This window comes from Candidatus Nanopelagicales bacterium, assembly GCA_041393815.1.
Lineage (GTDB): Bacteria > Actinomycetota > Actinomycetes > S36-B12 > JAWKJK01 > JAWKJK01.
Map to the genome: position 1 here is coordinate 416,755 of JAWKJK010000002.1, position 11,470 is coordinate 428,224.

Here is an 11,470-nt window from a genome sequence, read left to right on the forward strand (position 1 = left end):
TGAAGCGGACAGACGGTGAGGTCAGGACCGAGGTCATGACCGTGTCGGAGTTGGTGTGTCGCAACGTGTGGACGGTGCGGGCCGAGAACATGCGGATCGCGCAGGAGAGGGACCCCGGCACCAGAGGCGCGTGGACGCAGGCTGCGGTGGCCGCCATGCTCGGGATTCCAGAGAGCACATATCGGGGGTTGGAGACCCGACCGCCAGACAAGCGCTTCCGACGGAACCCCTCGGGCAACCCGTCCGGCGCCAAGAACGCGCGGTCAGAGATCACCGTGGACGAGTTGGTCGCTCTGGCGGATGTCCTGAACTGCGACGTCGCATCGTTGTTGGCTCCCTCGTCCTCTGCTCTAGCGGGCGACGTCCACCTCGATCTGGAAGTCCGAGAGACGAGGCGCGGTCGGGCGCTTTCGGTCGAGGCGAACTGCTGGCGGGAGTGGCTGAGTGGGTTGAGGGCGTTGCCAAACCAAGATGCGCGGGCCTTCGATCGGCTCACTTCGCGCAGCCACCTCCATGAACCCAGCGGCGACACGCGGAGCGTCCGACCCCGAGCGGCCGCTCAGGGATCAGGTCCCGGATCACCAGTGGAGTCCGGCTGGCAGGCAGTCGCAGAGCGCTCACGCGAGGATGCGCGGCTGCTGGCGAAGCAGCCGCTTGGCGACTTAGCCACACAAGCGGTGCGCGCGATCCGTCAGTTGGTCAAGGCAATCGAGACTGGTGCGCCGGACGACGTCATGGCGGGTGAGTTCGACCGCTTGGACGCGCTGGTGACGGAGATCGGCTCTCGCGCGGTCCGGCGACCGGTCGAAACCTGATATCGGACGGTGTCACTCGCCGCGCACTTCTGCTGCTGCGCGGACGTGACTACTCGGACGTGAGATCCGTCCCGTCTTGGTTGCCTGTACTGCGGTAGCGGTTGATCACCATTTTGGCAATGTCCCCAATCCGGAAGGCGTCCTGGTGGGTGTACGTGTCTGCGGTGAGAGTGATCGTGGAGTGCCCGAGGACCGTGCTGATGTCTTTCATATCGAGGCCTGCAGCGTGCATGGCAGTGGCCGCGGTGTGGCGAGCGTCGTGCAACCGGCGAGGCTTCACACCCGCGGACTTCAGCAGCGCCTGCCACTGCCGATGGTCGTTTCGCGCCAGAACCTGATTCCCGGTCGAGGTCACGAAGACCAGCCCCAGCGGATTGAAGTCAGCCTGCTCGGACGCCAGGACTTCCTGTTCGCGTCGGACCTCCTGGAGCACGGTGGTCAGGGGGTGGCCCAGGGGGAGGCTGCGTCGCGATGCGGCGGTCTTCAGCGGTTGGCGTTCCTCGCCGACGTGCTTGCCGGCCAGCGCGGCGCGGATGTGGATAGTTGAGTTGGCGAAGTCGATGTCGTCCCAGGTGAGGCCCAGTACCTCACCCTGGCGGAGCCCCAAGGCTAGGACGAGCAACCGCCGGGCGTATTCCGACGGGTTCCGTGTGCTGGCCTTCTGGAGGACGGTCCAAGACTCTTCGGGAGTCAGTGGTGAGATCGGCTGGGAGGACCCCCTGGGGCGTGCAGCCAATCGGGCCGCGTTGCGGGAGACCAGGCCCTCGGCTTCCGCGTCCTTCAGGGCGCGCGACAGCACCGCTCTCGCCTGCTGAGCCGAACTGGCGCTCTGCCCCGAGTCCACCATCTGATGCAGGCACGCATTGACGTGGGATGGCCGCAAGTCGCCCAGGGGCAGGTGACCGAGTCGGGGGGCAAGGTGGTGATCGATCAGGCCCCGATAGCGCGCCTCCGTGGAGGGACGGATCATTCGGCTGTGCTGGGCCACCCACGACTCAAGCCACGTCGCGACCGAGATGGGTCGGTCAGCGTGGCGCTGGCTCGGCAGGTTCCGGATCTTGTTCACGACCTCCTGGCGCGTACGGCCCCGCACGTAGCGCCGCTTGCCGTCCACGCGTACAGAACCGCGCCAGCCATCGTGGTACTTCTTGATGTGCCCCTCGCCGTTGGACCGTCGCGTTCCCGTGGTTGGTGTCACTAGTGCTTCCTCTCGTCGTCATCACGACGAGGACAGCAAGCGCGACCCGAGGGACCGGGTGATCCGCGGGAAGCCCGCGGAGGCCCACCCCGCGCCCCACCCGGGGTCGGAATGGATGCCGAATGGATGCCATTCGACCCAAGACCCCCTTGCCGCCAGGGGAACATCTGACCCCTGGCCTGCGTTTCGGCAGGTCAGGAGGGGTGTGCGTGGGTGGGCCGCCAGGGGCTCGAACCCTGAACCCGCGGATTAAAAGTCCGCTGCTCTGCCAGTTGAGCTAGCGGCCCGTGAGAGGGGGATGAATCTCCGGACTTCGCTCGGGACTGTACAGGGGAATGTCTCCCGGCCGACCGGGCACTTGGCACCGCGCCACCCGGCTCCCGTCACCAGAGCTGAGGGTGCCCTGGCAGTTAGTCGCTCCCCGTGAGCGCAGCCGTGGCATCGACGAGCGCCGTTCGGTCTGCGGGGTCGAGGACTTCTTCGCTGGTGGTCGCGCCGTCGAGCTCGAGCACGTCCGCTTCGATGCCTTCCGCCTGCATGGCCGCCACCATGGCGGTCGTGCCGTCACCGATGTCGACACAGCCGTCGACAAAGGCATCGACGAGCAGAAGCTGCTGCCGCATCTGGCCGGTGGGGTCCCGCTGGGCGAGCCAGGTCGGTGAGGTCCCGGCCTCGCAGCGCTGGGTGGCTTGCGCCGTGTTGTCGCTGAACGCCGCCACGACGGGGACGCGGGGCGCCGTTGACAACACGTTCCACGGCGTGACAGCAGCCGCGATGCGAGCCGCGTCGGCTCCGTAGCTGTCCCATAGGTTCATTCCGGCCAACCAGTCGCCGTCCCACACGACCAGACCTGCGGCCTGCCACCGACGTGTCCTGTCGAGACAGCCACGCACCGGCGCGACGGTCGGCGCGAGCGCCGTGAGCGAGGCCAGGTTCCCCCCGTACATCTGCCCCATCAGCACCAGACGCCGCGGATCGGCCCCGAGCCTGCGAGCGCGACCGACCGCGAACGCGACGGCGCACGCCTGCACCGCTCGCCCCTGCATGACAACATCGACGACCTTGTCAGCCGTTGACTCGTCCGTGCCGAGCTGGCTCCAGTTGGACACCGCCACGACGATCCCGCGCTGAGCCAGCGCGGTTGCCAGCTCCGCGTACTCAGCCCAGGTGTCCTTCGTGACTCCGTGCGCGGTGAACAGCACCACCAACGGGGCACCGTGTGCGTCCTTGGCCGCGTACAGATCCATGACACGGTCGGTCCACAGGTCGGCCGCGGGTGCGGCCGCGAACCGAACGTCGCGCTCCACGGTCACCGCCGGTGACGATGACGGCCGCATCTCAGACGAGGCCACCGAAGTCCCGGCCGTCGCGATGGTGGTTGACGACGAACCGGACGACGCAGAGCCGCACGCCGACACAGCGAGCCCGCCAGCCACGATCGCGCTATAGAGCCACGCCCTACCTCGGAAGCCGGCGGTCAGCATGGCGACCACCCCTACGCCGAGCGTCGCCCGCGGCGTTCCACCCGCCCAGTGCCGTTGGACCCTGCCCACGGGCAGCCGCTCTGATCCACGTGCAGAGGGCGGTTGAACCCGTCCGCCGATACTGATTCCGCCGGGAGGTTCCGGCGTTCACGCTCACCCCGCCGGGCACCGCCGGGAGGCGGTCAGCGGCTCTGGGGCAGCGCCTGCAGGGACTCGAGAAGGGCTGCCGCGTCCTGCAGCGCGGTGGTGGCCCAGGGGGCGCCGGGCCTGTGGGTGCACAGTGAGGTGAGCCCGAGGAGTCCGGCCCAGATGCGCAAGGCACGTTCATGACTGGTCTCCGGGTCGGTTGCCTGGTGGGCGCGGACGAGGTCGGCGACGCGATCCAGCAGGTCGAGGCCTGGGCCGAACGGGGTGAGCTCGTCGGGCATGGCGTCGGCGCTCTCGAACCACTGGTCACCGGCGCCAGTTCCGGCATCGGCTCTGCCTTCGCCGAGGCTCTCGCCACCCACGGGTCATTCGCGGGCGGGGACGCGACCCGGATCGCAGACGAGGTCACCGTGAACGTGACCACGGTCGTGGGACTGACCCGCGCCCTGCTGCCGGGGATGCTGGCTCGTCAGCGGGGCGCTGTCGTCGACGTGGCGAGCACCGCGGCGTTCCAGCCGGTGCCCTTCATGGCCGTCTACGGCGTTCAACGAGGCGCTGTGGGGGGAGCTGGTGGGCACCGGCGTGACGGCCCTGGCCCTGTGCCCCGGCGCCACCCAGACGGAGTTCTTCGACATCGCCGGCAACGCCGCCAGCGTCGGGCGGCGCCAGACCCCCGAGCAGGTCGTGGCCACCGCCATGCGCGCGCTGGGCCGCCGCACGCCTCCGCCGAGCGTGGTGTCCGGCCGTGGCAACGCGTTGTCCGCCCGGCTGCCGCGCCTGGTGCCGCGGCGCACGACGATCACGATCACCCGACGTCTGATGACAGCGAACGCATGAGCGGCTCGCACTGCGGCCACGCACCCTCAGCGACGTCGACCCGGTCCAGGCCGGCGGCGGCGACCCACAAGTACTCAGCTGGGCCCCGCGACGGCCACGACCGCGCAGAGCACGACCAGCACGAGGGTGATCCCACCGAACACGTACCGCTCGATCCAGTGCTTGCCCATGAAGTTCATGGGCGTGTTGATCGCCATGAAGGCCACGATCACCCAGGACAGCACCGTCACCACGGTGCTGTCTCCAGCGCTCCCGATGACCCCTACCCTGACGAGGATGACGGTCGCGAAGAGCAGCAACAGGACGGCAGCGACGGCGCTGGCGAGGCGGTACGCGGGCGGCAATGTCCCGTCGTCCCTGACGGCGCGGCCACCGAACGCGTACTGCCCCCATGGGACGCCGAGGGCGAGCGCGACCTGGAACAGGGCCATGACCCCGAAGAGCAGGGCGGCAGCGATCGCGACGACGTCGACTCCCATCTCCGAACCCTAGTGTTGGAATGCGCATGCGCGAGAGGCGCTTTGGCCGTTCTGCGTCTGCCGCGGGCAACCCCGGCACAGGACGTGGGGGACTTCTCCGAAGCGCACTCGGGACCGCCCGCCGAGAAGTCCGCGCACGAGCCGCCTCAGGGTGTCCAGTGGGCGAGCAGGGCCACGCCGAGGACCAGCGTCGGCAGGTAGAGCGCCGCGGGGATGACGTCCCCGGTGCCGAGCAGCCAGCCGATCGCGCCGATCCCGCAGAGCAGGATGAGGACGGCAACGCCCACCGCCCCCGTCGCTGTCAGCAGCAGCGCGACCCCCAGGCCGGCCAGGGCCACGCCGGTGATGAGCACGAACCCCTGGAACAGCCCGGTCGTGGCAGCGTCGAGCAGCAGCGCGTCAGGTCGGGCGCTGGCCTCGGCCTCCTGGTCGGCGAGATGAGGGGTGATCCGGGTACGGATGGCAAGAACCGCGCACCACAGGGTCCCGCCGACGAGGTAGCCGATCGACGCGGACAGCACCCCCGCGACGGCCGACCCGTCCGGCAGGGAGAGCGCGAAGACGACCAGCCCCGCCGTCGTGGCGATCGTGGCCAGCGCGAACCCCGCGTTGAGCCAGGCCCACGCGGAGCGGTGCGCCCCGACCGTGGCGATGAAACGGTCGTGCGGCATCGACCACTCCGACACCAGCGCGGGGTTGCCGACCGGGAACATCCCCACGATCGGCCCAGATACCAGCAGCCACCCAGCCAGGACCACGCCACCAGTCACGGCCGGCTCCCTCCCCGCTCAGCCCTTCTCGGGGCTGGATGCGGGCGTCCCGGCGCGGCCACTCGCCCAGGGCACCACGCACTGTGAGCGTGAACCTGATCGCGTGGGTGGTCAAGGGTTGGCACCTCGGTGCCCGTCGTTGGGTTGAGACGCGACAGCGGTCGGCGGGACAATCGAGTTGATGCGTGCACGTCTGGCAGCGGCTGTGGCGGTGGGAACCGCCGCGGCCGCGGGCTGGGCCGCGACGCGCTACCGCCGTGACCTCGCCCAGACTCACGCTCGCTTGGCAGCCTTCGACCGCAGGCTGGCGGACACCCCGTTCGGCCCGGTGGAGTATGCCGAGCGCGGTACGGGGGAGCCGCTGCTGGTGAGCCACGGCATCTTCCACGGCTGCGACGGCGGGCTGGAATCGGTGCGGGACACCGTCGCCGACCGCCGCGTCATCGTCCCGTCGCGGTTCGGCTACCTCGGCTCTGCGCTGCCCCCCGAGGCGAATGCGGCGGACCAGGCCGACGCATTCGTGGCGCTGCTGGACCACCTGGGCCTCGACCGGGTGGACGTGATGGCCATCTCCGCGGGGACGAGCGCAGCCGTGCAACTGGCGCTCCGGCACCCCGATCGGGTGCGACACCTCGTGCTCAGCTCGGGCAACTTCCCCGGCAGCACCACGGCGCAGGCACCGCCGGAGTGGGCGACGGTCTTCTACTCCGACCCGGCGATGTGGCTGCTGAAGGCCACGGCCCGACCGATGTTCGCCCGGTTGATGGGGGTGCCGGACGGGTTCCCACGGGGCCCCGAGGACGAGGCGGTCATGGCGCGGATGCTGGGGAGCATCTTCCCCATCGGCCCGCGGGTGGACGGCGCGATCCTCGACGCCTACCGCACCAACCCGGAGATCACCGGCTACCCGTTCGAGGAACTGCTCGTGCCGACGCTCGTCGTCCACGCGGTCGACGACCCGCTGGCCTCGTACGACGCCGCGGCGGCTGCGGCCGCGAGGATCCCCGGGGCACGCCTGGTCAGCCTGGAGTCGGGCGGCCACCTGCAGCTCGGGCAGACGGAGCGCGTACGACGCGAGATCGCCGACTTCCTCGCGACCTAGGTGCCGGCGGCTCTACTGGTCGTCGGTGGCTCCCGGCTCGAGCGGGCCGCGGATCGCGATGACGCCCAGCACCTCGGTGTCGCGGGCTCGCGGCGCGTACTTCTTCGGCGGGTTCAGCTGCGACGTCGCTCGGCGCGGGTTGTCGGGGTCGACAAGGCGCCACCCGATCGCCGACTCACCGCGCCGAGCCGCCTCGCGAACGGCGTCGACGAACGAGAACTCCTCGCCCAGGCCGTACTGCTCCGGGCTCCGGATCACGATCTCCGAGCCGGTCACGTCGAACAGGTCCTCGAAGACGCCGGCCAGGACGGGTGTCTCGCTGATCTGCGTGAGCAGCAGGGCGGTCAGCCGGTCGCTCACGATGAAGTCGTCCGGCGCTGCCAAACCGCCGGCCACCTGCTCGTCCTGGGCGCGGAGCAGCTCGGTGACCACGTTGGCCCCCTGGCCGGGCCGGGACACCGCGTTCCGCACGTGCAGAAGGGTCAGCAGGGTGTGGGCCTCGGCATCGTCCTCCGAGAGGTCGCCCCGGTAGCACAGGACCAGGACGTGGTCGTACGGCGCGCCCGTGGCGAACAGCCAGTCGACGAAGCGCGCATCCGCCGTGTCGCCCTGCACCGCGGTGACACTCGAGCTGTCCGAGTGCAGCCGCGTGGCGACCCGTTCGGGAACGCGCATCGGATCGAACGCGACCGTGGCCTGCAGGCGATCCCCGAGCTCCACCGTCAGCTGCTCCAGGACCTTGTCCCCCATCGCGCTCCAGCCGATGATCAGCACGCGCACGGCGTGGTCAGCCGACGCGGACTGCACGACCTGGGGGGCCGTGCCGGCGAGGTCCGCCGCCACCGGCTCCCGCTCCGGGTTCGAGAACAGCCGCGGGTCGTCGTCCTCCGCCAGGACGATGAGGCTCTCGACGGATGCCAGCGGGAGGTCCAGCGGCGGCGCCAGGCGGGCGACGCCGTCCGCGTCCACGACGCCCACGACGCAGGCGCGCGGCCACGACAGCACGACGTCCCCGAAGACGGCGTCGGGTGACCAGTCGGACTTGGGTCGCAGGTAGAACTCCTGGCCCTGGAAGTCCAGCAGGTCCTCGTAGATGCTGCTGAGGCCGCGGTTCCGCAGCACCCGTGCGGTGATGTGCCCGACCACCTCTTGCGGGATGCGGATGACGGGCGGCGGGGAGCCGGCGACTCCGTCGAGATGCGCGGCCATCGTCCGAAGCCCGGTGTCCAGGGACCGTGCGATCGCCGGGTCCCGCAGCTCCAGCACCGTCGGGCGGCGACCCGATGCGGTGATGGACGCCGTGGCTGGGAACTGTTGCAGCGCCATCGCGATCCGCACGACCTGGGCGTCGGGGTCCGGCCGGCTGGGCGACACGACGATGATCGACCGCGCCTGGGTCGGGCGGACCAACTGCAGGTCGATCGCGAGCGCCGGGTCCCCGTTGCGCACGACCAGCCGAGAACCCCGCAGATCCCTGACAGCCGAACGGATGTCGTGCTCGACCTCGGTGGCCGCCCGCTCCGTGAGCACCACGATCGCCGGCCGTCTCACGCTGGAGAAGACCGCGTTGGCCTCGGCGAGCTCGGACACGATCCGGGGGACGAGCGGCGACCACCCGAGGATGAGCTGGTGCCCCTCCTCCACGACGAAGGAGTGACCCTGCCGCAGCTCGTCGAGCCGCCGGTCGATGCCCGTGGTGGCCAGACCGACCAGGGTCGCCAGGATCAGCAGCCCGGCGAGGGTCACCAGCAGGGTGATGAGCCGGAACCGGGTGCCCTCGTCGCCTCCGAACGTCCCGGGATCGAGGGACCGGGTGAGGGCAAGCCACATGCCCTCCAGGAACGATGTCTGCTCGTCCGCCGGCCCCCAGCCGGTCAGCCACATGGCGGTCGCGGCGAGCGCGACCACGACCACCGTCACCGCGATCAGCCAGCCCAGGACGGGGACGGAACCCCGCAGCAGCGCGTTGTCCAGCCGGTACCGGATCCGCTGCCCGGCCGTCACATGCTCCCCGCTGCCGCGTGTCGCGCCCATGTCGGACTCCGTCCCGCTGCGCCGTCGCACCGCATCCTGACCCCCCGCCGGGCAGGCTGCCGCCGATTCCGCGTCATTCCCCCGAGGATCTAGGACCTCACCCGCAGACCTCTGGGGTCGTAGAGGGGTCGCAGCGAGGCCGTCGCCGGGATCCGCTCGCAGGCGACCTCCACCTCGTACGCGCGGTCCTCGAGGGACGGTCCGTCGAGGGCGCCATGCTGGGTGGAGACGTACCCCAGCCCGAGAGGTGCTCCGACGGTGTGCCCGTACGCGCCGGAGGTGATCCGGCCGACGATGCTCCCGCCGCTCCAGATCGGTTCGTTGTGGTAGATCAGGGGGCCGTCGTCGGGCAGCCGGAACTGAAGCATCCGATGCGGAGGTCCGCTCTCGCGCATGGGCAGCAGAGCCTCACGGCCGAGGAACCCGCCGGGCTTGTCCCACGCCACCGCGAAGCCGAGTCCGGCCTCGATCGGTGTCTCGTCCGTGGAGATGTCGTGACCCCAGCTGCGGTATCCCTTCTCCATCCGCAGCGAGTCGAGCGCGTGGTAGCCGCACAGCCTCAATCCCCACGCGGCTCCGGCCGCCTCGACCGTGTCGAAGACGCCGGCGGCGAACTCCGTCGGCACGTAGAGCTCCCAGCCCAGCTCACCCACGTAGGTGATGCGGCTGGCCCGGACACGCGCGTACCCCAGACCGACCTCGCGCGACGTGCCGAAGGGGAACCGCTCGTTGTCGAGGTCCACGTCGACCAGCTCGGCGATCAGGTCACGCGACCGGGGACCCATCACGCTCAGGACGGCCAGGCCTGAGGTGATGTCCGTGACCACGCAGCGCGCACCGGGTGGGACGTGGTCGACGAGCCACGCCAGGTCACGGACCTGGGTGGCCGCCGCGGTGACCACCAGGAAGCGGTCGTCGGCCTCGCGGGTCACGGTGACATCCGCCTCGATGGTGCCGCGCTCGTTGAGCCACTGGGTGTAGACGATCCGGCCGACCGGTACGGCGACATCGTTGGCGCAGACCCGGTTCAGCACCCGCTCCGCGTCTGCGCCCTGGACCAGGAACTTGCCGAACGACGACTGGTCGAACAGCCCCACCGCCTCGCGGACCGCACGATGCTCCTCGCCCGAGTGGGGCAGCCAGTTCTGCCGGCCGTAGCTGTACTCGTAGCGCGGCGTGACGCCGGTCGGGGCGTACCAGTTCGGCCGCTCCCAGCCGGCCACGACTCCGAAGCATGCGCCGCGGCTCTCGAGCCGGTCGTGCAGGACGCTGCGCCGCACACCTCGCGCCGTCTCCGGCTGCCGGTACGGCCAGTGCATCGCGTACAGCAGCCCGAGCGTCTCCACGGTCCTGTCCCGCAGGTACGCGCTGGTGCGCTGGAAGGGCATCATCCGGCGAACGTCGACGTCCCACACGTCCATCGGGGGATGCCCGTCGACGATCCAGTCCGCGACGACCTTGCCGGCCCCGCCGGACGACTGGATCCCGATGGAGTTGAAGCCGCAGGCCAGGAAGAGGCCCTTGACCTCGGCGGACTCGCCCAGCAGGTACCGGTCGTCCGGGGTGAAGGACTCGGGGCCGTTGAAGAACAGCTGGATGCCGGCCTGGGCCAGGGCGGGAACCCGGTGCATCGCGGCCTCCATCATCGGCTCCAGATGCGTGAAGTCAGGAGGCAGGGAGCCGAACGTGAAGTCGTCGGGGATCCGACCTCGCCCGCGGGCGTCAGCGGCCGGCCACGGCTTCGCCACCGGCTCGAACCACCCGACCAGCAGCTTCCCGCCCTCCGGCTTGAAGTACGCGTAGCCGTCCTGATCGCGCAGCACGGGCATGTCGGCAGGGATGCCCTCGATCGGGTCGCTGACGACGTAGTAGTGCTCGGCCGCATACAGCGGCACGGTGACCCCGGCGTCCTCGCCGAGCTGACGGCTCCACATCCCGGCGGCGTTGACCACCACCTCGCACGCGATCCGATACGGCTCGCCGTCGATGGTGCACTCCACCCCGGCGACCCGGCCGTCCTCGACGAGGATGCGGGTCACGGGGGCGTGCTCGCGGATGACGACTCCGGCTGCGCGCGCGCCGCGGGCGAGTGCTCGCGTGGTGTCGACCGGACTGGTGACTCCGTCACCGGGCAGGTAGACACCCCCGACGACGTCATCCACCCGGGCCATCGGCACCCTGGCGGCGATCTCCGGCGTGTCCAGCAGCTCCACCGTCAGTCCGAACAGGCGGGCCATCGAGGCCTGCCGCTTCAGCTCCTCGAAGCGCTCCGAGTGGGTGGCGATGCTCAACGAGCCCGTCTGGCGGAACCCGGTGGCCTGTCCGGTCTCGGACTCCAGGGACGCGAACAGATCGCTGGTGTACTGGGCCAGCCGGGTGAGGTTCTGCGTGGCTCGCAGCTGGCCGACGAGGCCGGCAGCATGCCAGGTGGTACCGCTGGTCAGCTCAGCACGCTCGAGCAGGACGACGTCCGTGCAGCCGCGTCGCGCCAAGTGGTAGGCAACGCTGCAACCGACGATGCCACCGCCGACGATGACGACCCGCGCCGTGCTGGCCAGTTCGTCTCCCATGGGCGCTCCCCGACCGTGGACTCGTCCTACCGCT

Annotated in this window: 10 protein-coding genes and 1 tRNA gene; 3 read left to right on the top strand and 8 right to left on the bottom strand. The window is 70.3% G+C overall.

All coding sequences use genetic code 11. The features are described 5' to 3' along the window. Positions 1-35 precede the first annotated feature (35 nt). Positions 36-815, top strand: coding sequence for a helix-turn-helix transcriptional regulator (locus R2737_07445; GenBank protein ID MEZ5116086.1), 780 nt, complete (start codon positions 36-38; stop codon positions 813-815). Positions 816-864: 49 nt separating this feature from the next. On the opposite strand, the gene R2737_07450 is transcribed toward R2737_07445, so the two are convergent. From R2737_07450 to R2737_07465, 4 genes are all read right to left on the bottom strand, one after another. Beyond that, on the bottom strand, positions 865-2,013 hold the full coding sequence (locus R2737_07450; GenBank protein ID MEZ5116087.1) for a site-specific integrase: 1,149 nt from the start codon (positions 2,011-2,013) through the stop codon (positions 865-867). Between the two features lie 214 nt (positions 2,014-2,227). Beyond that, positions 2,228-2,300, bottom strand: a tRNA-Lys gene (locus tag R2737_07455). A gap of 123 nt (positions 2,301-2,423) precedes the next feature. Continuing rightward, entirely contained in the window at positions 2,424-3,326 is a 903-nt protein-coding gene (locus R2737_07460) for a hypothetical protein (protein ID MEZ5116088.1), read from the bottom strand. 353 nt (positions 3,327-3,679) lie between these two features. Beyond that, positions 3,680-4,006 (bottom strand): hypothetical protein, encoded by a 327-nt coding sequence (locus tag R2737_07465; protein ID MEZ5116089.1) that lies wholly within the window; start codon positions 4,004-4,006, stop codon positions 3,680-3,682. Between the two features lie 208 nt (positions 4,007-4,214). On the opposite strand from R2737_07465, the gene R2737_07470 reads away from it, so the two are divergent. After that, complete coding sequence (locus tag R2737_07470; GenBank protein ID MEZ5116090.1) at positions 4,215-4,481, top strand: hypothetical protein; 267 nt, start codon at positions 4,215-4,217, stop codon at positions 4,479-4,481. Between the two features lie 74 nt (positions 4,482-4,555). Here the strand turns inward: R2737_07470 and R2737_07475 are convergent, their stop codons facing one another. Both R2737_07475 and R2737_07480 read right to left on the bottom strand, forming a co-directional pair. Further along, complete coding sequence (locus tag R2737_07475) at positions 4,556-4,960, bottom strand: hypothetical protein (GenBank protein MEZ5116091.1); 405 nt, start codon at positions 4,958-4,960, stop codon at positions 4,556-4,558. A gap of 146 nt (positions 4,961-5,106) precedes the next feature. Next, complete coding sequence (locus R2737_07480; protein ID MEZ5116092.1) at positions 5,107-5,730, bottom strand: hypothetical protein; 624 nt, start codon at positions 5,728-5,730, stop codon at positions 5,107-5,109. A 181-nt stretch (positions 5,731-5,911) separates the two neighbouring features. On the opposite strand from R2737_07480, the gene R2737_07485 reads away from it, so the two are divergent. Beyond that, positions 5,912-6,832, top strand: coding sequence for an alpha/beta hydrolase (locus R2737_07485; protein MEZ5116093.1), 921 nt, complete (start codon positions 5,912-5,914; stop codon positions 6,830-6,832). Between the two features lie 12 nt (positions 6,833-6,844). On the opposite strand, the gene R2737_07490 is transcribed toward R2737_07485, so the two are convergent. Then, positions 6,845-8,866, bottom strand: a complete 2,022-nt coding sequence (locus R2737_07490; GenBank protein ID MEZ5116094.1) for a hypothetical protein — start codon at positions 8,864-8,866, stop codon at positions 6,845-6,847. An 89-nt stretch (positions 8,867-8,955) separates the two neighbouring features. Continuing rightward, entirely contained in the window at positions 8,956-11,436 is a 2,481-nt protein-coding gene (locus R2737_07495; GenBank protein ID MEZ5116095.1) for an FAD-dependent oxidoreductase, read from the bottom strand. Positions 11,437-11,470 lie beyond the last annotated feature (34 nt).

Coding starts and splice junctions, on each gene's coding strand:
- R2737_07475 (MEZ5116091.1), bottom strand. CDS start 4,960: ATGGGAGTCGACGTCGTCGCGATCGCTGCCGCCCTGCTCTTCGGGGTC.
- R2737_07445 (MEZ5116086.1), top strand. CDS start 36: ATGACCGTGTCGGAGTTGGTGTGTCGCAACGTGTGGACGGTGCGGGCC.
- R2737_07485 (MEZ5116093.1), top strand. CDS start 5,912: ATGCGTGCACGTCTGGCAGCGGCTGTGGCGGTGGGAACCGCCGCGGCC.
- R2737_07490 (MEZ5116094.1), bottom strand. CDS start 8,866: ATGGGCGCGACACGCGGCAGCGGGGAGCATGTGACGGCCGGGCAGCGG.
- R2737_07495 (MEZ5116095.1), bottom strand. CDS start 11,436: ATGGGAGACGAACTGGCCAGCACGGCGCGGGTCGTCATCGTCGGCGGT.